The following is a 22,741-nucleotide window of genomic DNA, read 5'->3' as shown; positions in this document are numbered from 1 at the left end:
GTCGCGGAAGGCAAGAGCGCGAGAGGGCTGTCGATCAGTGGAGCCGGTTCCGTGACGTTCGAGTGACTCGCTCGTTCATCCGTATGTCGAGATCATTGTCGATCCGGGGGTGTTGTGGACAAGCGTGCCGAAGGTGGACAGGCCGGACTGATTCCAGTTGTTTCCTATGCGCGGACGTCCGAGGACATCCGCCGACGTGACGGGCACGGCGTGCGCCATCAGTTGCGCATCAATGAGCGGACCGCGCAAGAACATGGCTGCACGGTGGTCGAGGCCTACAGCGATAACGGCATCAGCGCGTCCAAGGCGGGGGTGGTGCGGCCTGAATTCAACCGTCTGGTCGCCGACCTGGTGCGTGGGCACACCGACAGCGGACAGCTGATCGAAGGGGTCGTCTGCGTCGCGGACGACCGGCTGTATCGCCGGGCAGAGGATCTTGCACGGTTCTTCGAGGCACTGACCTGTCGGCCGGGACGCGTTTACGTCGATGCGGAGGGCGTCCGAGATCCCTACTCGCAGGATGGGTTGATGCAGGCCGTGCGATCGCTGAACGAGGCGATCACGGAAACGCGAATCCGGAGCAGGCGGCTGACGGACTGGCACTGGGCGCGCGCCGTCGAGGGGGTGCCGCACAGTGGGCCGCGTCCGTTCGGCTGGCGAGAGGACAGGATCACCCTTCACCCGGATGAGGCGCTACTCGTTGAGCAGGCGATCACGGACCGCATCAAGGGGAAGGCGATCCGGGCCATCGCGCGTGACTGGTGTGATCTCGGAGTTACTGGCACCCGTGGCGGCAGACCCAACGCTCAGACCGTCACGCAGATCATTACCGCACCTCGCGTGTGCGGCTACCGGGCGAACAGGGGCGAGCTGCTGCTGGTGCCGGAGACGCGGCAGCCAGTGCTGGGCCAGTGGGAACCCATCGTGGCTCCAGATCAGTGGCAAGCGGTATGCGGGACGTTTTCGCCCGGCAGTCTCTACCTGCACAGGGGCAGCGGTGCTCCGAGACTCACCGACATGAGAAAGCCTGCCCCCAGTCGCCTCGCCACTGGCTTTCTCCGTTGTGGGGTGGAGCGCCCCGACGGCACGATGTGCTGTGGTGCGATGTGCGCCCAGAAAGGGAGAAGCAAGCGGAGTCCCTACGTCTATGCCTGCCGTAGCTGCGGGCGATGTGCCATCAGCGGGCCGTTGGCCGACGAGAGCCTGGAACACCTGCTGTTTCCCGAAGCTACAGAGCATGTGAGGCTGCCGGAGTCTGTGCGACAACGCTGGCAGTCCGGCGAGATGGGCCTCGAGGAGAAGCGACGAGCTATCGCGTCCGTCTTCACCCATTGCATCGTCCGACCTGGTGCGAAGGGAAACCGCGAGTGGGACTACGCGAGGCTGGAGCCCGTCCGGCGCTGAGCGGATCGGGTGGTATCGGTGGGCGTGACCGTATGAGAGGTGGCCGTCCTACGGTTGGCCGGGCCTGTCCGGCAGGATGGACCCCATGGCGAACCGACTGGCCCATGAGACGTCCCCCTATCTCCTCCAGCACGCCGACAATCCGGTCGACTGGTGGCCCTGGTCGGAAGAGGCCTTCGTGGCGGCACGACAGCGAGGGGTTGCTGTCCACCTGAGCGTCGGGTACTCGAGTTGCCATTGGTGCCACGTCCTAGCTCGTGAGAGCTTCGAGGACGAAGCAGTCGCCGCCTTCATGAACGAGCACTTCGTGAACATCAAGGTCGACCGCGAGGAGCGTCCCGACGTCGACGCCGTCTACATGGAGGCCGTCCAGGCGGCGACCGGCCAGGGCGGCTGGCCCATGACGGTGTTCCTCACGCCCGACGCCGAACCCTTCTACTTCGGCACCTACTTCCCGCCCGAGCCGCGCAGCGGCATGCCCTCCTTCCAGCAGGTGCTGGAGGGAGTCCGTGCCGCCTGGGCCGACCGGCGGGACGAGGTCGCCGAGGTCGCCGGGAAGATCACGCGGGATCTCGCCGAGCGGGAGGTCCAGTACGGCGGCACCGAGGCGCCCGGCGAGGAGGAGCAGGCGCGGGCGCTGCTCGGGCTCACCCGGGAGTACGACGCCCAGCGCGGGGGATTTGGTGGTGCCCCGAAGTTCCCGCCGTCCATGGTCCTGGAGTTCCTGTTGCGGCACGGCGCCCGTACGGGCGCCGAGGGGGCGTTGCAGATGGCCCAGGACACCTGTGAGCGCATGGCCCGGGGCGGGATCTACGACCAGCTCGGCGGCGGCTTCGCCAGGTACTCCGTCGACCGGGAGTGGGTTGTGCCCCATTTCGAGAAGATGTTGTATGACAATGCACTTTTGTGTCGCGTGTACGCCCACCTCTGGCGTGCCACCGGCTCCGAGCTCGCCCGGCGCGTCGCTCTGGAGACCGCCGACTTCATGGTGCGCGAACTCCGTACGAACGAAGGGGGGTTCGCGTCCGCGCTCGACGCCGACAGCGATGACGGGACGGGCAGGCATGTCGAGGGCGCCTATTACGTGTGGACGCCGGCCCAGCTCGCCGAGGTGCTCGGCGCCGAGGATGCGGAGCTTGCCGCGCACTACTTCGGGGTGACGGCGGACGGCACCTTCGAGGAGGGGGCCTCGGTTCTCCAACTTCCGCAGCGCGAGGGCGTGTTCGACGCCGATAAGGTCGAGTCCATCAAGGCGCGGTTGCTCGACGCCCGTCGCGAGCGGCCCGCTCCGGGGCGTGACGACAAGGTGGTCGCCGCCTGGAACGGGCTCGCTGTCGCCGCGCTCGCCGAGGCCGGCGCCTACTTCGAGCGGCCCGATCTCGTGGACGCCGCGCTGGCCGCCGCAGATCTCCTCGTACGGGTTCATCTGGACGACCGGGCCCAGCTCGCCCGTACCAGCAAGGACGGGCAGGTCGGGGCGAACTCCGGGGTGTTGGAGGACTACGCGGATGTCGCCGAGGGGTTCCTCGCGCTTGCCTCCGTGACGGGGGAGGGGGTGTGGCTGGAGTTCGCCGGGTTCCTGCTCGACCATGTGCTCGCGCGGTTCGTCGATGCGGAGTCGGGTGCTCTGTACGACACCGCCAGTGATGCCGAGCAGCTCATCCGGCGGCCTCAGGATCCGACCGACAACGCGGTGCCCTCCGGGTGGAGCGCGGCGGCCGGGGCGCTGCTCGGTTACGCCGCCCAGACCGGTGCCGAGCCTCATCGGGCCGCTGCCGAGCGGGCGTTGGGGGTGGTGAAGGCGCTCGGGCCGCGTGTGCCGCGGTTCATCGGGTGGGGGCTCGCTGTGGCCGAGGCGCTGCTCGACGGGCCGCGTGAGGTTGCCGTGGTCGGGCCTTCGCTTGCTGATCCGGCCACAACGGCTCTGCACCGTACGGCACTTCTGGGCACCGCTCCGGGGGCTGTCGTCGCGGTGGGGGTCGCGGACAGTGACGAGTTGCCGTTGCTCGCCGGGCGGATTCTCGTCGGCGGTGAGGCGACCGCGTACGTCTGCCGTCACTTCACCTGTGACGCGCCGACGACCGATCCGGAGGGGTTGCGTATCGCGTTGGGCGGCTGAATCCGGCCTGGGCGGCCTGAATCCGGCCTGGGCGGCGGCCGGCAGGCGTGTCCGCGTCCTTGCGGTGTTTCGCCCCCGCCGGACGGGCTGGAAACGCGGGCCGGCGCTGAGAGGGTGCGGGTGGGCGGGGAAGAATCGGTGCAGGTCAGAGCGTTGGGAGCCCGTGTTCGAAGACGTTCACCGTGCGGTCCACCAGGTCGGCCAGGTTGTCCTTGAAGTCGTTCTGCGCCCAGTAGACGGTGACCTCCGACAGGCCGCCGATCAGGGACATGGCGTAGACGCGGACCTCCAGGTCGGCGGGGTCGCGGCCGGTGCGTTCCGCGATGACGCGGCAGAGGAGGCGGCCGGTTTCGGACATGCTCTCGATCATGCGGGAGCGGACCGCCGGGACCTCCAGCATCAGACGGCTGCGCAGCCGGGTCACCTCGGGCTCCTCGACCCTGCTGACGCCGACCGCCTTCTTCAGGATGTACCGCAGGGAGTCGAGCCACGGTTCGTCCGCCGGGCGGGCGCGCAGTTCCTCCTCCATCACGGAGTCGTACTCGTCGGTGAGCACGATGTCCTCCTTGGTGGGGAAGTAGCGGAAGACCGTGGACTGCGACACCTCGGCGCGCTCGGCGATCTGCTCGATGGTCGTGGCGTCGTACCCCTGGTCCTCGATCAGTTCGTACGTCGCGGCACGGATCGCCATCCGGGTCTTGATCTTCTTCCGCTCACGCAGGCCCAGCTGGGGGCGGTCGGCGAGGGGAGAGGTGCGTGCGGCCGTCATGCGCTCATTGTCGGCCATCGGGTTGGGCAGTGGCTATTTCCGGGGTGGCGGCCGGGGTGTTGGGGAGGAACGCGGCGGCCAGCAGTGCCGCGACCAGAGCGGCCACTCCGCTCACCAGCAGGACGACGCCCATGCCGTGGACGTACGCACTGTTCGCGGAGGTCAGCAGCTGCGCCGATTCCGTCCGCTCCGCGATCAGGTGGGCCGCCACCACCGAGTCGCCGGCCGTGTCCTTGAGGCCGGCGGGCAGGCCCGTGACGTCGAGGCGGTCGCGGAACGTGCTCGCCAGCAGGCTGCCCAGCAGCGCGATGCCGATCGCGCCGCCGACCTGGCGCAGCGTCATCAGCAGCCCCGAGCCGCTGCCCGCGCGGTCGGCGGGCAGCGCGGCCAGGGCGCCGTCCATCGCCGGGACGACGGCGAGGCCGAAGCCGACGCCGGCGACGGTCAGCCACAGGGCCGTGTAGCCGTAGCCCGCGTCGACCGTCGTACGGCTGCCCAGGATCGCCGCGAAGGCCAGGATCACCAGGCCGGCGGTCACCGTCGCCCGGGAGCCGAACCGGGCGACCACGGGCTGCGCCGCCCGCGCGGCCACCGTCAGACCGGCCATCAGCGGCAGCAGCCGTACACCCGTGCCCAGGGCGTCGCTGCCCAGTACCGCCTGGAGATACGGCGGCAGCACGAACATCAGGCCGGACAGGACGAACATCACCAGCGTCGCCGTGACCGTGTTCAGCAGGAAGCCCCGGTGGGAGAGCAGCGTCATGTCGAGCATGGGGCGGGCGGCGCGGCGTTCACGCAGGACGAGGGCCGCGAGGAGTACGGCCGCGGCGGCGAACAGGGTGAGAACCAGCGGGTCGGTCCAGCCCCGGGTGGGGGCTTCGATGATCGCGTAGATGAGCGCGCCCAGGCCCGTCGCCGTGAGCGCCGTCGAGACCACGTCCACCCTGGGGGAGGCCGGGTCGCTGGTCTCGGGGAGCAGGAACACGCAGGCCGTGATGCCGATGGCGACCATCGGGACGTTGATCAGGAAGACCGAGCCCCACCAGAAGTGGTTGAGCAGCCAGCCGCCGATGATCGGGCCCAGCGGCATCCCGAGAGCGGAGCCGGCCGAGATGACACCGACGGCCTTGGTGCGCTCGTGGGGCGGGAAGAGCGAGGGCAGGACGGAGAGGGCCAGGGGCATGACCAGGGCCGCGCCGATGCCCATGAGCGCGCGGGCCGCGACGATCCAGTTCACGTCACCGGCCAGCGCCCCGACCAGAGACCCGGCGAGGAAGACGCACAGCCCGGCGATCAGCATCCGGCGCCGCCCGAAGCGGTCGCCGAGGAGGCCGGCGGGGAGCATCAGCGCCGCGAACACGACGATGTAGGCGTCCGCCATCCATTGCTGCTCGCCGGTGGACGCGCCGAGCTGCTCGGCCATCGTGGGCAGCGCGACGTTGAGGATCGTCATGTCGAAGCCGAGGACGAGCATGCTCGCGACCAGGGCGCCCAGGGCCCACCAGCGGCGGGGATCGAGGGGTGGGGTGGTGTGCGTACCGGTGTCCGCACCAGTGACAGTAGCCATGAAATGAGAGTAACTCCCAAAAGGTTGTTACTGTCAATCGAATGTGGGCGTCGGTACGCAAAAAATGGCCGCGGCTCGGAAGCCGCGGCCATGCAAGGGGAGGTCAGGGACTGCTACTGCTACTGCTACTGCTGGTAGGCCACCATCGAGATGCCGATGTAGTGCGCGACGAAGGCCGCGAGGGTGAGGGAGTGGAACACCTCGTGGAAGCCGAACCAGCGTGGTGACGGGTTGGGGCGCTTGAGTCCGTAGATCACGCCGCCCGCGCTGTAGAGCAGCCCGCCGACGATGACCAGCACCAGGACGGCGATGCCGCCCGCGCGCATGAAGTCCGGCAGGAAGAAGACGGCCGCCCAGCCCATCGCGATGTAGCAGGGGGTGTAGAGCCAGCGTGGGGCGCCGACCCAGAACACGCGGAAGGCGATGCCGGCCAGGGCCGCACCCCAGATGCCCCACAGGAGCCACTGACCCTTGCTCGCCGGGAGCAGCAGCATCGTCAGCGGGGTGTAGGTGCCCGCGATGATCAGGAAGATGTTCGCGTGGTCGAGTCTGCGCAGGACGCCGTCCATGCGCGGGCTCCAGGTGCCGCGGTGGTAGAGCGCGCTCACGCCGAACAGCAGGCAGGCGGTGAGAGCGAAGATCCCGCAGGCGATGCGTGCCCGGCTCGAACTGGCGAGCGCGGTCAGTGCCAGACCGGAGATGAGTACGGCCGGAAACATGCCGAGATGCAGCCAGCCGCGCAACTTGGGCTTGATCTCATCGGAATGTGGCAGCGAAAGCGGCCGTGGACCGTGGCCGACGGCCGGCGAGTCCAGGGGCGCGTCGGGGGCGGACGCAGTCATGACGGCCATCGTACCTACGTAACCGTAAGTTACGCGTCAGTTCGGGGGTGGGAAGGGTCGGAAGTGGCCAGCCTCTCATGTGTATTGGGGCTGTGTCGGGGCTGTATGGGGACTTCGTCGGGGCCTCGGGTGCGCGAGGTGAATGCGTGGTGACCCAGAGGAAACGCCTGGGCGGGCGTCGGGTGAGTGGCGATGGTCACGTCGCTCACGTGTGAGGCCCTCTGGACAGATGGGCGCTCCGGTCGGATGATCAAATGAGTGCGGTCGGCACCGGATGAGCGCCATTGATCAACATCGTGAAGCATCCGGGTCGCAGCCCCCAAGGGGCAGAAGACAACAAAACCCTCATTCAAGGAGCAATCGTGGCGCGCGACATCGCGGCTCCCGTTCCCCCTGACACCTTCCGCTCAGGCACCGTCCCGACCAACCACAAGCAACTGATCTCGTGGGTCAACGAGATCGCAGAACTGACGCAACCGGACAACGTGGTCTGGTGTGACGGATCCGAGGCCGAGTACGAGCGACTGTGCGAAGAGCTCGTCCAAAAAGGCACCTTCAGGAAACTGGACCCGATCAAACGCCCCAACTCCTACTACGCGGCCTCCGACCCGTCCGATGTCGCGCGTGTCGAGGACCGCACCTTCATCTGCTCCGAGAAGGAGGAGGACGCGGGTCCGACCAACCACTGGAAGGATCCCGCCGAGATGCGGGACATCTTCGCGGGGGAGAAGGGCGTCTTCCGTGGCTCGATGAAGGGCCGGACGATGTACGTCGTCCCGTTCTGCATGGGCCCGCTCGGCTCGGACCTCTCCGCGATCGGTGTCGAGATCACCGACTCCGCGTACGTCGCCGTCTCCATGCGCACGATGACGCGCATGGGCAGCGCGGTCCTCGACGAACTCGGCAGTGACGGCTTCTTCGTGCGTGCTGTGCACACGCTCGGGGCGCCGCTGGCCGAGGGCGAGGCCGACGTACCGTGGCCGTGCAACTCCACGAAGTACATCTCGCACTTCCCGGAGAGCCGCGAGATCTGGTCGTACGGCTCCGGGTACGGCGGCAACGCGCTGCTCGGCAAGAAGTGCTACGCCCTGCGCATCGCGTCCGTCATGGCGCGCGACGAGGGCTGGCTCGCCGAGCACATGCTGATCCTCAAGCTCACGCCTCCGCAGGGCGAGTCGAAGTACGTGGCGGCGGCCTTCCCGTCGGCCTGCGGCAAGACGAACCTCGCGATGCTGGAGCCGACGGTCGGTGGCTGGACCGTCGAGACGATCGGCGACGACATCGCGTGGATGCGCTTCGGCGAGGACGGGCGCCTCTACGCCATCAACCCCGAGGCCGGCTTCTTCGGCGTCGCACCCGGCACCGGTGAGCACACCAACGCCAACGCGATGAAGACGCTGTGGGGCAACTCGGTCTTCACCAACGTGGCGCTGACCGACGACGGCGACGTCTGGTGGGAGGGCATGACGGAGGAGACTCCGGCCCACCTGACGGACTGGAAGGGCAACGACTGGACGCCGGAGTCGGGAGTGCCGGCCGCCCACCCCAACGCCCGCTTCACCACCCCCGCCTCCCAGTGCCCGATCATCGCGCCCGAGTGGGAGGACCCGAGAGGCGTGCCGATCTCGGCGATCCTGTTCGGCGGGCGGCGCGCCACCGCCGTACCCCTGGTCACGGAGTCCTTCGACTGGAACCACGGTGTCTTCCTGGGCGCGAACGTGGCCTCCGAGAAGACGGCCGCCGCCGAGGGCAAGGTCGGCGAGCTGCGCCGCGACCCCTTCGCCATGCTGCCGTTCTGCGGCTACAACATGGGCGACTACATGGCGCACTGGATCGACGTGGCGAAGGACAAGGACCAGTCCAAGCTGCCGAAGATCTACTACGTCAACTGGTTCCGCAAGAACGACGAGGGCAAGTTCGTGTGGCCCGGCTTCGGTGAGAACAGCCGTGTCCTGAAGTGGATCGTGGACCGGCTGGACGGCAGGGCCGAGGGCGTCGAGACGCCGATCGGTGTTCTGCCGGCCAAGGGCGCGCTCGACACGGACGGTCTCGAACTCTCCGAGTCCGACCTCGACTTCCTGCTCACGGTCGACAAGGACGTGTGGCGCGAGGAGGCGGCGCTGGTTCCCGAACACCTCAACACGTTCGGCGAGCACACCCCGAAGGAACTGTGGGACGAGTACCGGGCGCTGGTGCAGCGTCTGGGCTGAGGCCCTGACTTCCCGCAGTAGTTGAAGCTCCGCGGCCGGTCGGACTTGCCCTGACCTGCGACGTCGTCATGACCGGCCGCGGTATCAACGTTCCGATATCGCTCATTTGTGCGATTGATCACCCGTGGTGATGGTTTTTCGGCGGCCAGAGAGCGCAATACGGCCCTCGGGCCGGCGAAACTCCGCGCGGCCGGCGCAAAGCTGCCGACATGCTCACATCGGCCAGATCACGCGCATCACGCGCATCACGCACATCGCTCATCTCTCGCCTGAGACCGGCGGCCCGCACCGGCGTTGTGGCGGCCATCGGCCTGGCGCTCGTCCTGACCCTTCCGGGCACCGCGATCGCGGCCCCGGGCGACCTGGATCCCACCTTCAGCGGCGACGGCAAGGTGCTCACCGGCATCGCCGACGACGACCAGGCCCGCGACGTGGCCGTGCAGTCCGACGGCAAGATCGTCTCTGTCGGCTCTTCCGCCGACTACTCGGTGTCGGAGAGCCGCTTCGCGCTGACCCGCCACAACGCCGACGGCACCCCGGACACCAGCTTCGGCGGCAACGGCGGCGACGCGGCCGGCACGGTGACGACCCTCATCAACAACATGGGCCCGAACCTCCAGTGGAGCGAGGCCAACGCCGTGGCGCTGCAGGCCGACGGCAAGATCGTCGTCGTGGGCATGAGCTGGCGGGACTACGAGGACTGCTGCTGGTTCGTGGTGGCCCGCTACAACGCCGACGGCACCCTGGACAACACCTTCAGCGGCGACGGCAGAGTCTTCGCCGACATCCCCGGCCCGACCGAGGCCCGCGACGTGGCGATCGACTCCAGCGGCAGGATCGTCGCCGCCGGCTACACGGGCGGCAACATGGCGGTGCTCCGCCTCACCAGTGACGGCACCCCGGACACCACGTTCGGCGGCGACGGCACGGTCACCGCCAATCCGGCGGGGCCGGTCCTTCAGGAGGGCGGCGACGGCCGTGCACTGGCGTTGCAGCCCGACGGGAAGATCGTCGTCGGGGGCCAGGTGGGTTCGACCCGTTTCGACTTCGCTCTGATGCGCTTCAACACCAACGGCAGCGTGGACACGAGCTTCGACGGCGACGGCATCGTCCGCACCGACTTCGGCGCCTACGAGGCCGTGGAGTCCCTGGCGGTCCAGCCCGACGGCAAAATCGTCGCGGCGGGCTCCAGCGACGACCGGGCCGCGCTGGCCCGCTACAACGCCAACGGCAGCCTGGACACGAGCTTCGACGGTAACGGCCAGGTGATCACGCCCGCCGCCGGCGTCGCCGACATGGCGCTCCAGCCGGACGGGCGGATCGTCACCGCCGGTGGCAGCGGCGGCAACTTCTCGATCCTGCGGTACACCACCGGCGGCAGCCTGGACAGCGGCTTCGGCACCGGCGGTCGGGCCACCGCGGACTTCGGCGGCTCCGACACGGCGTACGGCGTGAAACTCGACTCCGCCGGCAGGATCGTCGCGGCCGGCGCGGGCGGACCGAACAGCGACTTCGCCCTGGCCCGCTTCGAAGGCGGTGGCAGTACGCCGCCGCCCCCGACCGGCCCGGACCTGTCGGTCACGAAGAGCGGCACCAGCACGGTGTCCATCGGCGACCGTGCCACCTACACCCTGACGGTCACCAACACCGCCGCCGCCACCACGGCGACCGGCGTCACCCTCACCGACACGCTCAGCGGCCCCGCCGCCTCGGTCGTCTCCGCCGCCACCACCCAGGGCACCTGCACGACCAGCGCCACCGGCGCGACCTGCAACCTCGGAACCCTCCCCGCCGGTACCCCCGGCGCCACGGTGACGATCGTCGTGGAACCCCGCGCCACCGGCACCCTCAGGAACACCGCCACGGCCGCCGCGACCCAGAACGACCCCGCCCCGGGCAACAACACCGCCACGGCGACCACCACCGTGAACAACTCCCGGGGCTGCACGATCATCGGCACCAGCGCCGCCGAGACCCTGAACGGGACGGCCGGCAACGACGTGATCTGCGGTCTCGGCGGCAACGACATCATCCGGGCCGGGAACGGCAACGACACCGCCCACGGCAACTACGGCAACGACAACATCGATGGCGGCTCCGGCGACGACACCCTGAACGGAGGCCCGGGCAACGACACCCTGACCGGCTACATCGGCAACGACCGGCTCATCACCTCCGACGGCGTCGGAGGCAACGACACCGCCAACGGCGGTGCCGGCTTCGACACCTGCACCACCGACCCGGGCGACACCCGCATCAGCTGCCCCTGAACAGCAGCACGCTGTACGTCAGTCGCCGATCCCGCCGCTGCGCGGCCCCCGGCCCTCCAGGTAGCGGGTGTGGGACTCCTGACGGCGGGCCTCGATCTCCCTGAGGCCCGCCGCCAGCCCCTCCGCCTCCTGCCGCAACAGCCCGAGCTGCCGCTCCAGCTGCCGTTCCGGCGGCTCCTGCCCCGGCGCCAGCCGCGTCCACCACCGCGCCCGTACGAAACTGTCGACGGCCTCGGGCAGGTCCTGCCGCACGATCCGCGACAGCGCGTACACCCCTTCCGGATCCTGGGCCAGCACCTCCGTCACCCACCCGGGTTCCAGCAACGCGCCGACGAGTCCGGTCAGTTCGGTGACCTGCCCGGCCGCCGCGGGCGGCAGCTCGATTTGCCCCAGATAGGTGTCCAGCCGCTCGAAGTCCCCCCGCAGTTCGTCGAGTTGGGCGGAGAGCTCGGCCGACGGGTCCGGGAAGTCCGGCAGGGGCTGCCGCTCCGGCGGGGCGATCAGCGCGCCCGCGCCGTACAGCCCCGCGACGACGAGCGGCCAGTACGGCCCCGCCAGACCGGTGAAGGTCAACACCAGGCCCACCAGCCCGCACGCACTGCCGGCGATGTTCTTGCGGGACTCCAGCAGCCCGACGAACCCCGCGAACCCGACGAACCTACTGGTAGCCACGGATCTCCTTGAACGCGCCGTCGAGCGAACCCTGCTGGGCGTCGAAGAGACGGCCGCCGGTCAGCTCGGCGATGTGCGTCAGCTCGGAGCGGTCGGAGTCGCCGAAGAGGATGGGGAAGACGGGGATCTCCCGCTGCCGGCCCGGGAGTTGCCGGTAGAAGCCGTCGAACTCCGCCGCCTTCGCGCCCGCCGTGTTCTCGCCGTCCGTCATCAGCACGATCGACGTGAACGTGTCGCGGTCGGCGCGGAGTTGCTCGTACGCCTGCTCCAGCGACGTGTAGATCGCGGTGTCGCCGTCCGCTTCGAGCGCGTCGGTGTCCCGGCGGATCGCGTCGAGTCCGCTCTGCGGATCGGTGGGGCTCACGACATGTGTCCGCACACTCTTCACGTCCGACCCGAACGACATCAGCGTGACCTCCTCGCGGTGCCGGAAGTCCCCGGTGAGGCCGCGCAGCGCCTCCTTGAGGCCGGACAGCCGGTCGCCCTCCATCGAACCCGAGGTGTCCAGGACGTACACGGTCCGGGAGGGGCGGCGCAGCTTGTTCTCGTACGCGTCGAGCAGACCGTCGGCGACGGACCGGCTGCCGGGGAAGGGGAGTTCACGACGGCGGGAGGTCCCCAGACCGGTCGCGGGCGGTACGGAGGCGACGACCGGGCGGCGGTGCGTGACGTCGGTGATCTCGCGCTGCGTCGCCGTGGTGCGCAGGGCCTCCGTCAGCCGGCGGACCTCCTCCCGGGTCGCGGCGTCCGTCGACGCGAGCGAGGTGATCGGGTAGTCGGCGGTGACGACCCCGTCGCGCGGGCGGATCACCGTGAGCCCCGGAATGCTCTTGAGGACGGACTCGTAGTTGAGCAGGGCGTCCACCGTGCCGCGCCGGTCGTAGGCGGCGGCCAGCCAGCCCGACGAACTGGATGTCAGCTTCTGCCCCTTGAAGAACTCCTTCAGCCGCGGGGACGCCTTCTGCACGTCCGCGTCGGTCAGCGCGGACTGCGCTCCGGAGAGTCCCGAGGCTACCGAAACCAGCGTGGAGAAGCCGGAGTTGGAGCGCGCGGGGTCCGTCATGCCGTACGTCAGCTTCCCGTCCCGTACGGCCTCCTCGACCTGGGACCAGGTGACCTGGTCGGGCTTCCAGCCCAACTCCCTTACGGTGGCGGCCTTGACGCCGATGGCAACCGGGCTCGACATGATCGGCGTCTCCGACACGACCTTCTTCGCGGCGTCGGGACGCAGCCGCAGATAGTCGTTGGAGGACAGCCACAGCGCGTCGTACCGCCCGTCCGTCTTCCCCGTCGCCAGCATGTCGATCGCGTCGAGGGTGCCCATGTAGGTGGGCCGGACCTTGATGCCGGTGTCCTTCTGGACCTTGTCGAGGACGGGCGTCATGTCGGAGAGCTCGCTGGAGGCGAGGACGCGGAGGGTGCCGGGCTCGGGGGAGCCGTTGTCGAGGAGGGGATCCGGCTCGTCCTGCGGTGTGCAGGCGGTCAGCATCAGCAGGATGGTGGCGGCGATCAGTGCCGCGGCGGCCGGTCGCCGTCTCATATCTGGCCTCCGTCCAACGCGCTCCGCGACCGGCTGCGCTCCAAGTAGGCGCTCGCGTGCTGGAGTTCGGAGGTCAGCGACTCCACGGTCGCCGCCATCGCCTCCGTCGCCTGGACCTTGTAGGTGTCAATGGTGTCGAGGGTGCGGTAGATCTGCTGGAAGGCGTTCTTGAGGGTCTCCGCCCCTACGGCGGGGTCGGCGGCGATGCGCTGGATCTCCCCGCTCTGGGTGGCGAGCATTTCCGCGTTGCCCCTGATGAGGTCCTCGGTCGTGCCACGCAGCGCGTTGACCTGCTCGATGACCTTCTTCTGGTTGTCGAGGGCGGCGGCCAGCATCACGGAGATGCGCAGCGCGGACACGGTCGTGGTGGCCGCGCGGTCGACGCCCTTGATCAGCTCGTCGTTGTTGCGGCGTACGACGTCCATGGCGAGGTAGCCCTGTGCGCACACCGCGAGCTGGGTCAGCAGGTCCTGGTGCTTCTGCCGGACCGGGAAGAGCACGTCGGCGCGCAGGTTGTCGGCGCCCGCCGGGTCGGCCGCGTCGACGCCGCCGATGTGCTGCTCGACGGCGGAGTCCAGGGCCTCCGTCAGGACGACGTACTCCTGCAGCTTGCCCATGGTCTCCCACAGGCGCACACGTTCGGTCTGCAACGCCGCGCTGTCTCTGCGCAGTTCGTCCTGTCCGCCGCGCAGTGAGCCCACGATCTTGTTCAGGGTCGCCTGCGAGGAGGCGTACTTGGCGACGTGGTCGCGCAGTCTGTTGCCGCCGGGAAGCTTGGAGAGAAGCTTCCGCCCCTTGCCCGTGGGCAGGTCACGGGGGTCCAAGTCCTCGACGACGCGCCGGAGTTCGACGAGCGAGCCCGCCACCTGCGACTGGGCGTCCCCGCCGTTGCTCGGCAGGCTGCGCACGGCCCGTTCCAGCATGCGGTTGGACTGCGCGGCCGCGGTCCGCATCTCACCGGCGCCGAGTCCGGTGATCTCCCCGACCCGGCCCGCGAACTCGGGCGAGCGGGCGTCGAGGGCGGCGAGCTGTCCGACGTACTCGGCGGCCTTGCGGGCCATATCCGTACGGACACTGTCGTCGACGGGGACGAGACCGCCGGCCTTCTCGCGCGGCACTGCCGCGACGGGCTCGGGCGGGGTGAGCGTGAAGATGTCGTCGCCGCTCTGACTGCTGTTCTGGCTGGTGTTCGGGTTCGGTCCCTGGCCCGGCTGTCGGCCCGGCTGCTGGTTCGACTTCTGGTAATTCACGGGTGATCCCCCCTGCTTACGACTGTCCTCGGGCCCGGCGCGCCATCTCGTGCAGCACCCCGGAGGTGGGCACGGGCGCCTGCCGGACGCCGGTCAGTCTCTGGTTGAGGTAGGCGGCGTGGGCCGCGGTGGCCGCGACGAACTCGGCGGCGTCGCCCTGCGGCCGGAACCCGTGCCGGACGGCGAGCTTGCGCAACACCGGGTCGTCGCTGAGGAGTTCACCGAGGGCGCGGCCCTCTTCGGTCAGCGGTACGACGGTGTGGTCGCTGTTGGCGGTGGTGTCGGGGTAGAGGACGGTGAGGTCACCGGCGTCCTGTTGACCGCCGTTGCCGTTTCCGTTACCGCTTCCATTGCCTTCGCCGAGCAACGAGGCCACCTGCGACTCGTACACCAGCACCAGCGGGTTTCCGGCGCCGCTCACGAAGTCCCGGAACGCCGCGTCCGAGCTGGGCTGTTGGGCGCCCTGGACGCTGACCAGCTTGCGCATCAGGGGCGCCGTGCGGTTCACGTCGGCGCCGCTCGCCACCACCCGGCCGCCGTTCGCCACGTAACTGGTGGCGGCGAGATAGAGGGCACCGGAGCTGGAGCTCTCCGGGTCGGTGGAGGCGATGTAGAGGGTGCCCGTCAACTCCCCGTATTTGTCGGCGCCCTTGAGCTGCTGCCAGGTGCGGTCGTTGTCGGCGGCGGCGAGATAGGCGCCCATCTTGAGGGTGCCGCGGTGCTGGCCCTTGTCGAGCGTCGCGAGTCCGCCGGCGGCCAGTACCTCGGCGGCGTTGCGGTGGGCCACGACGACGAGCGGCGAGTAGAAGGGGCGCGGCAGGGGCTGCCGTGCCTTGTACTTGGCGGCCAGCTCGTCGGCGGGCGCCTGGCTGGACGGGAAGGCGAAGTCGTAACCCTTGAGGTCGAGACCCTCCATGGCCCACGACCCGGAGGTCTCCGTCCGCACGGTGTAGCCCTTGGCGGCAAGGGCCTTCACCACGTCGGGATCGGCGAAGAACTCCGCCTTCTCCGACCCGATAACTCCACGCACGGTCTTCGTTGCCGTGCTCTGGTCCCCGTTGTCCCGGCCCGCCACGACGGCTGCCACCACGCCGCCGATCAGCAGGACCGCGAGGACTATCCCTGCGATTCGTCTCACGCCGGGAGCGTGCTCCCGGAATCCAACGTTCCCCGGCTAGAAGGATGAACGGACGGTGAAGCACTGGTCCCGGTACGCAACGGGAATCGGCCACGGCGCGCCCGAAGGGGCGCGGGGAACTGCGCGACAAGCCACGACGCACCCGCACTCGCCGAACAACATGTACCCCTACGGCGAATGGGCGCCCCGGCCCAAGCGAACGCAGTGCTGTGGCACCCGGTCCGCGCGTCGCTGCGGGAGCGCGCGGACCGGGGCCGTCGAGGGGAGCCCGGGGAGGAGGCGGGGGCTCAGTGGGACGCGAGGGCGCGGGGCCCGGTGGCCTCGGCGTGGGCGTCCATGCGTTCGGCGGCGAGGATCGCGGCGGCCGTGTCGGCGCGGGAGGCCGCGACGACCAGGGCCCGTCCGGCGAGCGCGTGGGCCCGCTGGTGCAGGGCGGTGAGGTCGGGGCCGACGGTCGCGGGGGCCGAGGCGCGGAGCGGCGTACGGCCCCGGCGCAGCCTGCTCACCTGGGAGGCGAGGCGCTCGGCGGCGGCTTCCAGGTCTGCGGAGGGTGCGAGGGTGCGCAGCTCGTCGGTGGCGGTGAGGAGTGCGGCGAGATGGCCGGCCAGCTGAATGTCCAGCTCCTCCTCGCGCGTCCTGTGAGGGAAGTCCGAGGCTGTGTCGGCCAACGCGTCGCGGGTGCTGTGCACCGACGGGGTGCGGATCGGTTCGTACATGGGGAGCTGGCCTCCTGTGCGCTGACAGGAAGCCATCCTAGCTTAGATTCAGTCTAAAGTTGAGCCCGATCGCGGACGGGGTGTCGTGCCCGCGGTTACGGCTGGCTGTAGCCGTCCAGGAAGGTGCCGATGCGGGTCACCGCGTCGCGCAGGTCGCCGACCGTGGGCAGTGTGACGACGCGGAAGTGATCCTTCTCCGGCCAGTTGAAGCCCGTACCGTGCACGACCATGATCTTCTCGCGGCGGAGCAGGTCCAGGACCATGCGCCGGTCGTCCTTGATCTTGAAGACGTTCGGGTCGAGACGCGGGAAGAGATAGAGCGCGCCCTTCGGCTTCACACAGCTGACGCCCGGAATCTGCGTGAGCAGCTCGTACGCGACATCCATCTGCTCCTTGAGCCGCCCGCCCGGCAGCACCAGGTCGTTGATGGTCTGGCGCCCGCTGAGCGCCGCGACGACACCGTGCTGGCCCGGCATGTTGGCGCACAGGCGCATGTTCGCCAGGATCGTCAGGCCCTCGATGTACGAGTCGGCGTGCGCGCGGGGCCCGGAGATCGACATCCAGCCGACCCGGTAACCGGCGACGCGGTACGCCTTCGACATGCCGTTGAAGGTGAGCGTGAGGAGGTCGGGGGCGATCTTCGCGGTCGAGGTGTGCGTGGTGCCGTCGTACAGGATCTTGTCGTAGATCTCGTCCGAGCAGACGAGGAGGTTGTGGCGCCGGGCGATGTCCGTCAGCCCCCGGAGCATGGCGTCGTCGTACACCGCGCCCGTCGGGTTGTTCGGGTTGATGATGACGATCGCCTTGGTGCGGTCGGTGACCTTGCGCTCGATGTCCGCGAGGTCCGGCATCCAGTCGGCCTGCTCGTCGCAGCGGTAGTGGACCGCCGTACCGCCGGAGAGGGAGACCGCCGCCGTCCACAGGGGGTAGTCGGGGGCGGGTACGAGCACCTCGTCGCCGTCGTCGAGCAGGGCCTGCATCGACATGACGATCAGCTCGGAGGCGCCGTTGCCGATGAAGACGTGCTCGACGTCCGTCTCGATACCGAGGGTCTGGTTGTGCATGACGACCGCGCGGCGCGCCGCCAGCAGCCCCTTCGCGTCGCCGTACCCGTGGGCCGACGACACGTTGCGGAGGATGTCCTCCAGGATCTCGGGCGGACACTCGAAGCCGAAGGCCGCCGGGTTCCCGGTGTTCAGCTTGAGGATGCGATGCCCCGCCGCCTCAAGCCGCATCGCCTCTTCGAGAACCGGGCCCCGGATCTCGTAACAGACGTTGGCTAGCTTGGTCGACTGGATCAGCTGCATGTCCGTGAGCTTACGGCCGGGTAACGCATCCTGCGTCGTGTTTTCCACCACTTGAGACGGGGAAGAGTGGGGCGCCGGGTGGGTTGCCGGGCAGGTCACACGCCCGCGCCCCCCTGATCAAGAGCGCTTGTCTCCGACCACGCAGAAGGGGTGACCGGCCGGATCAGTGAGGACCCGCCACCTGTCCTCATTCGGCTGGTGATCCGGTTTGCCCGCGCCCAGTTCCAGCAGGCGGGCCTCGGCCCTGTCCAGGTCGTCAACCGCGAAGTCGAGATGAATCTGCTGGGGAACCGTCCGGTCGGGCCAGCGCGGAGCCTGGTAGTCGTCGACGCGTTGGAAGCCGATGAAGAGCCCGTCCTCACCGGTGAGCCCGGCGAAGTCGGCGTCGGATTTCGGGTGGGGTTCGAGGCCGGTGGCCTGCTGATAGAACGCCACCAGAGCCAGTGGGTCAGGGCAGTCGAGTGTTATCGCACGCAACTTCATCTGCAGGGACACAGCACCTCCGGGCGATCGGTTGACTGCGGCGGGTCAGTAATAGTGGACCAGGCAGAACTCGTGATCTTCGGGATCGGCCATCACGACGACCACGCCCTCGTCGTAGTCGTGCCGTTCGCCGGTGAACCGGCCGCCGAGGGCGAGGACCTGGGCGATGCCCGCTTCGATGTCGTCGACTGCGACGTCGAGGTGCAGGCGGACCTTGCCGTGCTTCGGCTCGGTCACGGGCTGGAAGACGAGACGGGGCTGCGGGTCGCCGGGATGGCCGAGGTAGACCCAGCCGGGCTGGGCCGACCCCGGCGGGCGGTCCAGCAGTACGCTCCAAAAGGCCGCCGTCCTTTGCACGTCGACGCAGTCGACCGTCACTCCGACCCAGCGGTTCGCCATGCCGTCAGTACTCCTGTGAAACGCGTGGGTTCCCGGATTCCTGCGGGTCAGACCTTCAGAACTCGGACGAGACTTCCGCTTTTGGGGAGTCAGGTAGATGGGTTCCTCGATGCTGGTGTGTAGATCGACTGTGCAGACCGCGCCCTCATCTGTGTGATACCGGGGTCTGACGGGATCCGCCGACAGGGGTACGACCAAGTAACCCTGGAGCCGGACGTGTTGTGGAGAACCAGGGCCTAGCTTCGACTGCATGATCTCCAGACATCGCAGGGCCACTGTGGCCACTCTGCTCACCCTGGCCCTGTCTGCGCCGCTTTTGGGTGCCACACCGGCCGCCTCCGCCAACGCCGCGCAAGCCGCGCCCCAAGTCCCATACAGCAGCGGGTTAGAACTACCGTCCCCCGCCGGTCCGTACCCCGTGGGCCGCCGCACCCTGCACCTGGTCGACCGGAACCGCACCGATCCATGGGTGCCGGCGGCCGGTAACCGGGAGCTGATGGTGACGGTGTCCTACCCGGCACGCTCGGCGAGTGGACTACCCGCGGCATACATGACCGACGAGGAGGCGCAAGTCCTCTTGGAGGCGAGGGGACTCGGTGGTGTGGTGCCCTCCGAAACGGTTGCCGGGGCGCGTACCCATGCGTACGTGGGCACTCGCCCGGCGCCAGGGCGCTTCCCCCTGGTGCTGCTCTCCCCGGGCTTCTCGATGCCGCGCACCACACTGACCTCGCTCGCTGACGATCTCGCGAGTCGAGGCTACGTCGTCGCCTCGGTGGACCACGCGTACGAATCCGTCGGCACTGCTTTCCCCGGGGGCCGGATGCTGACCTGTGTGGCCTGTGAACGGGTCGACACTCCAGAGGAGCAGGCGGCTGTCGTGCGCGGCCGGGCCAAGGACATGTCCTTCGTGATCAGCGAGTTGACCAGCGGCCGACAGGCCGGGGTGCTGTCCCAAGTGATCGACCCGAACAGGATCGGAATCGGCGGGCATTCGATCGGGGGTGCGACCGCGGTGGCAACCATGGCCGCCGACGGTCGTGTGCGGGCGGGGTTCGACCTGGACGGTGACTTCTTTCTGCACCCTGCTGCGGCAGGGCTCGGCGGGCGCCCGTTCATGATGCTCGGCGCCGAGTCCACCCACAGCCCCAGCAGCCCGACAACCGACTGGCCTAAGGCATGGAAACACCTGAACGGCTGGAAACGCTGGCTGACCGTGGCTGGCGCCGAACACTTCTCCTTCACGGACCTGCCGTATCTGGCCGGGCAGTTGGGCCTGTCGGACCCTGCTATACCGCTGTCCGGAGAACGCGGGTGGCGCATAACCCGCGACTACGTATCAGCCTTCCTTGACCTTCACCTGCGGGACATATCGCAGCCGCTCCTCGATGGCCCCACGGCCACTCATCCTGAGGTCGCATTCCAGCAGCCGTGACCTGGCGCCCGGTAACAGTGCCGCTACCTGAGCAGCTTCGCGGTTCGCTCCGGGTAGGCGGTGCCGACATAGCGCATGGCGGTCGCCTCAGTGATGCCGAGGAGCCTCATGAGTGTGAGCGGGTCGCCGGTGGTGAACGCTTCGTCGAGGATCCGGTCCTGGCGCAGCCTGTCGAGGGTCTGTCCCTTGGGCAGGACCTTCTGCATGGTGATTCGGTGCACGGCCGGGTAGTCCGGGTCGGGGGCGGTCTTCTGGGTGACCAGCAGGTGGGGGTTGGCGCTGGTGGGCCAGCGCTGGTGACGGTAGGTGAGCCAGTCGGCGGCCAGGCGGTGGGTGAGTTCCTCCAGGTAGAGGGTGTGCCGACGCAGGCCGCGGCGCAGTTCGAGGGTTCCGCGGGAGAGGTTCAGGTCGGCGGTGAGTGCGGTGCGGATCTCTGCGGCGGGGACAGCATGGATGGCTGCCAGAGCGATGGCGAGCCGCGCGAACGGGGTGGCGGCTTGGTCGAGCAGGCCGGCCAGCACGTCGGAGGGAACCGGCCGTGGGATGCCGGTCAGATCGCCCACGGGAAGGTGGCGAACAAGATCGCGGAAGACCAGCCGTTCGCGCTTGAGCGCCCGGAACAGGCTGCGCAAAGCGGTGGCGCGCTGGCGGCGGACGGTCCCCTCCAGACCGTCCATCGTGGCCTGGATGTGGTCTGCGGTGACTTCCCGAAGCGTCGTCATGCCGGCCGCCGTCCACGCATTGAGGACGGGCCGCAGGTTGCTCAGGTAGCGGCGGATGCCCTCCCAGCTGCGCGGCTCGTTTTCCCGGGGGCCCTGGCCGCGCAGCGCCTGCACCCATGCGTCGACCTCCTCGGCGACGGGTTGGGGCAGCGTGGCCAGAGCCCTCTCGATCCAGGCCAGATCGCGGTCCCGGTGCAGTCCGGGGTCGTCGACGAGCAGGCCACGGGTGCGCAGGAACTGGCAGACAGGCTTGGCCGCGAGGTGCGTCTGGAGGCGAGCCAAGTCGTGGACGTCGCGCTCGTGGAGGGCGTTCTCGACTCCGAGCCAGTGAGGTTCACCAACAGTTGGCGGGAACCCGCGCGTACTCCATTAGTTGTCGTGCGGGATGTCGGCGGTTCGGGCTCCATCGGCCCATCGGCCCGGCGACCCACGGGGGCCAGAAGCTGCGCTGAGGCGGAGCAGCCCGACGAAGTGGGCGCCGACCGCACCGAGGCCTGTCACTCCGAAGGTCCGACCCCTCACACGTTGCCCCGCGGGGTGTACTCCTGCACCGTTCGAAGCACTGCCACCAGCACCGGCTCAGGCAGTGGACGGCGGGTGTCTCGCGTCATCGTGCTCAGCCGCCGAACTCTCCATCATTGACGCCCGTGCTGAAGGCATTCCACTCCGCGGGGGCGAAGAAGAGGACGGGGCCGTGAGGTGCCTTGCTGTCGCGTATCGCGCGGCCTCCGTCGGCGGTTTGGGCTACCTCTACGCAGTCGTTGTTGCCCGTCGCCGACGAGGCCGACGACTTCCTGAAGGCCGTGACGATGTTCCGGTTCTTACTCACTTGCCTCTTCTTCCTGGGAGATGCTGTCAATCGTCTGCCGGAGGAACGCGAGGCTCTCCTCGGGGCTCAGCGCGGCGGACCGCAGCGTGTCGAAAGCGTGCCCGTAGTAAGCCAGTTCTTCCTCGTCCTCGATGATCAGTGTGCTTCGCAGCGCGTCGAAAGCTACGGCTTCGGGAGCCCATTCCTTGTCGAAGGAGAAGGCGACGAAGGGGTTGGCGACCCTTGCCGGTGCCCATTGGCTCTGCGGAAGGATCTGGATCGTCACGTTCTTCCGCCGCGCGACCTGGACGATGTGCTCGATCTGTTCGCGGTGATCCGAACGGCTCGGCATCGGGGAGGTGAGCACGGGCTCCCAGATGACGGCGGCGAAGCGCGCGCCCGTCTCCTCGAAGGTCCGGCGGCGCTCCTGGCGGACCTTGATGCTCTCTTCGATTCTGTCTTCCGGCATTATCGACGGATTTCCCTCGAAGATCACTCGCGTGTACTCGGGGGTCTGGAGGATTCCGGGGATGAACATGGTCTGCCAGGTACGGATGAAGGACGCGTCCGCTTCCAGCGTCACGAAGTCGGCGAACTCGTCCTTGAACGTCGCTTGGTAGTCCGCCCACCAGCCGCGCTTGTTGCTCCGGCGCGCCAGGTTCTCGAGCTGAGCGCGCCGCTCCGCGTCCTCGATCTGGTAGAGGTCGAGGAGGATGCGTACGTCCCCTACGCGTGCCGCCGACTGCCCCGACTCCAGTCGGCTGATCTTGGACGTTGAGCAACCGACGGCTTCGGCCGCGTCCTTCAGGTCGAACCGAAGACCTTCGCGGTACTTGCGCAGCGCGGTCCCGAGTCGTCGGCCACGAATCGCAGGCCGTCCACCTGATGACATGCCGCCCCCTTTCAGTGCTGGTTCCCAGTCTGCCCACCAGCTTGGTGTGCCCGCCAGCGAGTTGCCTGATGAGTGTGATGCAAGCTTGCATCGAGATTTCATTGCGTAGCTACTCGATCCCACGCTACGTTCGTTGCGTGACCTTCCGTTCTTGAGTGAACACGGGAGGTGACTGGTTCCGCGTGTCCGTAACCCGCAGGA

At 68.7% G+C, this 22,741-nt stretch carries 19 protein-coding genes; 5 read left to right on the top strand and 14 right to left on the bottom strand.

Features of this window, described 5'->3' with window-relative positions; translation table 11 throughout:
• The first annotated feature begins 114 nt into the window (after positions 1-114).
• Positions 115-1,404 (top strand): recombinase family protein, encoded by a 1,290-nt coding sequence (locus tag OG734_RS15730; RefSeq protein ID WP_330288126.1) that lies wholly within the window; start codon positions 115-117, stop codon positions 1,402-1,404.
• Positions 1,405-1,489: 85 nt separating this feature from the next.
• A complete protein-coding gene (locus tag OG734_RS15725; protein ID WP_330288125.1) occupies positions 1,490-3,523 on the top strand; it encodes a thioredoxin domain-containing protein in 2,034 nt (677 codons plus the stop codon).
• A gap of 145 nt (positions 3,524-3,668) precedes the next feature.
• Here the strand turns inward: OG734_RS15725 and OG734_RS15720 are convergent, their stop codons facing one another.
• The 3 genes from OG734_RS15720 to trhA form a co-directional block, all read right to left on the bottom strand.
• Positions 3,669-4,292: a TetR/AcrR family transcriptional regulator gene (locus OG734_RS15720; RefSeq protein WP_330288124.1), complete on the bottom strand. Its 624-nt coding sequence runs from the start codon at positions 4,290-4,292 to the stop codon at positions 3,669-3,671.
• Positions 4,293-4,296: 4 nt separating this feature from the next.
• Positions 4,297-5,859 carry an MFS transporter gene (locus tag OG734_RS15715; RefSeq protein WP_330288123.1) on the bottom strand — a complete coding sequence of 521 codons (1,563 nt, stop codon included), beginning with the start codon at positions 5,857-5,859 and terminating at the stop codon, positions 4,297-4,299.
• A 125-nt stretch (positions 5,860-5,984) separates the two neighbouring features.
• Positions 5,985-6,701: a PAQR family membrane homeostasis protein TrhA gene (gene trhA / locus OG734_RS15710; protein ID WP_330288122.1), complete on the bottom strand. Its 717-nt coding sequence runs from the start codon at positions 6,699-6,701 to the stop codon at positions 5,985-5,987.
• A 362-nt stretch (positions 6,702-7,063) separates the two neighbouring features.
• Here trhA and OG734_RS15705 point away from each other — a divergent pair, with 362 nt between their 5' ends.
• A complete protein-coding gene (locus OG734_RS15705; protein WP_330288121.1) occupies positions 7,064-8,911 on the top strand; it encodes a phosphoenolpyruvate carboxykinase (GTP) in 1,848 nt (615 codons plus the stop codon).
• A 296-nt stretch (positions 8,912-9,207) separates the two neighbouring features.
• Positions 9,208-11,181, top strand: coding sequence for a calcium-binding protein (locus OG734_RS15700; protein ID WP_330288120.1), 1,974 nt, complete (start codon positions 9,208-9,210; stop codon positions 11,179-11,181).
• An 18-nt stretch (positions 11,182-11,199) separates the two neighbouring features.
• Here OG734_RS15700 and OG734_RS15695 read toward each other — a convergent pair whose 3' ends face one another.
• The 8 genes from OG734_RS15695 to OG734_RS15660 form a co-directional block, all read right to left on the bottom strand.
• On the bottom strand, positions 11,200-11,853 hold the full coding sequence (locus tag OG734_RS15695; protein ID WP_330288119.1) for a hypothetical protein: 654 nt from the start codon (positions 11,851-11,853) through the stop codon (positions 11,200-11,202).
• Positions 11,840-13,393: a substrate-binding and vWA domain-containing protein gene (locus tag OG734_RS15690; RefSeq protein WP_330288118.1), complete on the bottom strand. Its 1,554-nt coding sequence runs from the start codon at positions 13,391-13,393 to the stop codon at positions 11,840-11,842. The genes OG734_RS15695 and OG734_RS15690 overlap by 14 nt, the downstream gene beginning before the upstream one ends.
• Positions 13,390-14,547, bottom strand: coding sequence for a toxic anion resistance protein (locus OG734_RS15685; RefSeq protein ID WP_330293668.1), 1,158 nt, complete (start codon positions 14,545-14,547; stop codon positions 13,390-13,392). The genes OG734_RS15690 and OG734_RS15685 overlap by 4 nt, the downstream gene beginning before the upstream one ends.
• 112 nt (positions 14,548-14,659) lie before the next feature.
• A complete protein-coding gene (locus OG734_RS15680) occupies positions 14,660-15,781 on the bottom strand; it encodes a hypothetical protein (protein ID WP_330288117.1) in 1,122 nt (373 codons plus the stop codon).
• Between the two features lie 287 nt (positions 15,782-16,068).
• On the bottom strand, positions 16,069-16,497 hold the full coding sequence (locus tag OG734_RS15675; protein WP_330288116.1) for an SCO4983 family protein: 429 nt from the start codon (positions 16,495-16,497) through the stop codon (positions 16,069-16,071).
• Between the two features lie 95 nt (positions 16,498-16,592).
• Entirely contained in the window at positions 16,593-17,804 is a 1,212-nt protein-coding gene (locus OG734_RS15670) for a pyridoxal phosphate-dependent aminotransferase (RefSeq protein ID WP_330288115.1), read from the bottom strand.
• A gap of 117 nt (positions 17,805-17,921) precedes the next feature.
• Positions 17,922-18,299 carry a VOC family protein gene (locus OG734_RS15665; RefSeq protein ID WP_330288114.1) on the bottom strand — a complete coding sequence of 126 codons (378 nt, stop codon included), beginning with the start codon at positions 18,297-18,299 and terminating at the stop codon, positions 17,922-17,924.
• 33 nt (positions 18,300-18,332) lie between these two features.
• Entirely contained in the window at positions 18,333-18,686 is a 354-nt protein-coding gene (locus OG734_RS15660; protein ID WP_330288113.1) for a VOC family protein, read from the bottom strand.
• A 250-nt stretch (positions 18,687-18,936) separates the two neighbouring features.
• Here OG734_RS15660 and OG734_RS15655 point away from each other — a divergent pair, with 250 nt between their 5' ends.
• Positions 18,937-20,118, top strand: a complete 1,182-nt coding sequence (locus OG734_RS15655) for an alpha/beta hydrolase family protein (RefSeq protein WP_057611676.1) — start codon at positions 18,937-18,939, stop codon at positions 20,116-20,118.
• A 23-nt stretch (positions 20,119-20,141) separates the two neighbouring features.
• Here the strand turns inward: OG734_RS15655 and OG734_RS15650 are convergent, their stop codons facing one another.
• The 3 genes from OG734_RS15650 to OG734_RS15640 form a co-directional block, all read right to left on the bottom strand.
• The gene (locus tag OG734_RS15650) at positions 20,142-21,122 is read right to left on the bottom strand and encodes a hypothetical protein (RefSeq protein ID WP_330288112.1); all 981 of its coding nucleotides are present in this window, start codon (positions 21,120-21,122) and stop codon (positions 20,142-20,144) included.
• Between the two features lie 334 nt (positions 21,123-21,456).
• Positions 21,457-21,669, bottom strand: a complete 213-nt coding sequence (locus tag OG734_RS15645) for a DUF397 domain-containing protein (RefSeq protein WP_330288111.1) — start codon at positions 21,667-21,669, stop codon at positions 21,457-21,459.
• Positions 21,662-22,540 (bottom strand): helix-turn-helix domain-containing protein, encoded by an 879-nt coding sequence (locus tag OG734_RS15640; protein ID WP_330288110.1) that lies wholly within the window; start codon positions 22,538-22,540, stop codon positions 21,662-21,664. The genes OG734_RS15645 and OG734_RS15640 overlap by 8 nt, the downstream gene beginning before the upstream one ends.
• Between the last annotated feature and the right edge of the window lie 201 nt (positions 22,541-22,741).

Source organism: Streptomyces sp. NBC_00576 (assembly GCF_036345175.1).
Classification (GTDB): domain Bacteria; phylum Actinomycetota; class Actinomycetes; order Streptomycetales; family Streptomycetaceae; genus Streptomyces.
Note: the sequence above shows the minus strand (reverse complement) of the source record. Positions and strands in the feature narration are given on the sequence as shown.

Bases quoted from the DNA above. Each gene is read 5' to 3' on its own strand.
- trhA (WP_330288122.1), bottom strand. From the start codon at position 6,701: ATGACTGCGTCCGCCCCCGACGCGCCCCTGGACTCGCCGGCCGTCGGC.
- OG734_RS15655 (WP_057611676.1), top strand. From the start codon at position 18,937: ATGATCTCCAGACATCGCAGGGCCACTGTGGCCACTCTGCTCACCCTG.
- OG734_RS15640 (WP_330288110.1), bottom strand. From the start codon at position 22,540: ATGTCATCAGGTGGACGGCCTGCGATTCGTGGCCGACGACTCGGGACC.
- OG734_RS15720 (WP_330288124.1), bottom strand. From the start codon at position 4,292: ATGACGGCCGCACGCACCTCTCCCCTCGCCGACCGCCCCCAGCTGGGC.
- OG734_RS15690 (WP_330288118.1), bottom strand. From the start codon at position 13,393: ATGAGACGGCGACCGGCCGCCGCGGCACTGATCGCCGCCACCATCCTG.
- OG734_RS15660 (WP_330288113.1), bottom strand. From the start codon at position 18,686: ATGGCGAACCGCTGGGTCGGAGTGACGGTCGACTGCGTCGACGTGCAA.
- OG734_RS15715 (WP_330288123.1), bottom strand. From the start codon at position 5,859: ATGGCTACTGTCACTGGTGCGGACACCGGTACGCACACCACCCCACCC.
- OG734_RS15675 (WP_330288116.1), bottom strand. From the start codon at position 16,497: ATGTACGAACCGATCCGCACCCCGTCGGTGCACAGCACCCGCGACGCG.
- OG734_RS15670 (WP_330288115.1), bottom strand. From the start codon at position 17,804: ATGCAGCTGATCCAGTCGACCAAGCTAGCCAACGTCTGTTACGAGATC.
- OG734_RS15725 (WP_330288125.1), top strand. From the start codon at position 1,490: ATGGCGAACCGACTGGCCCATGAGACGTCCCCCTATCTCCTCCAGCAC.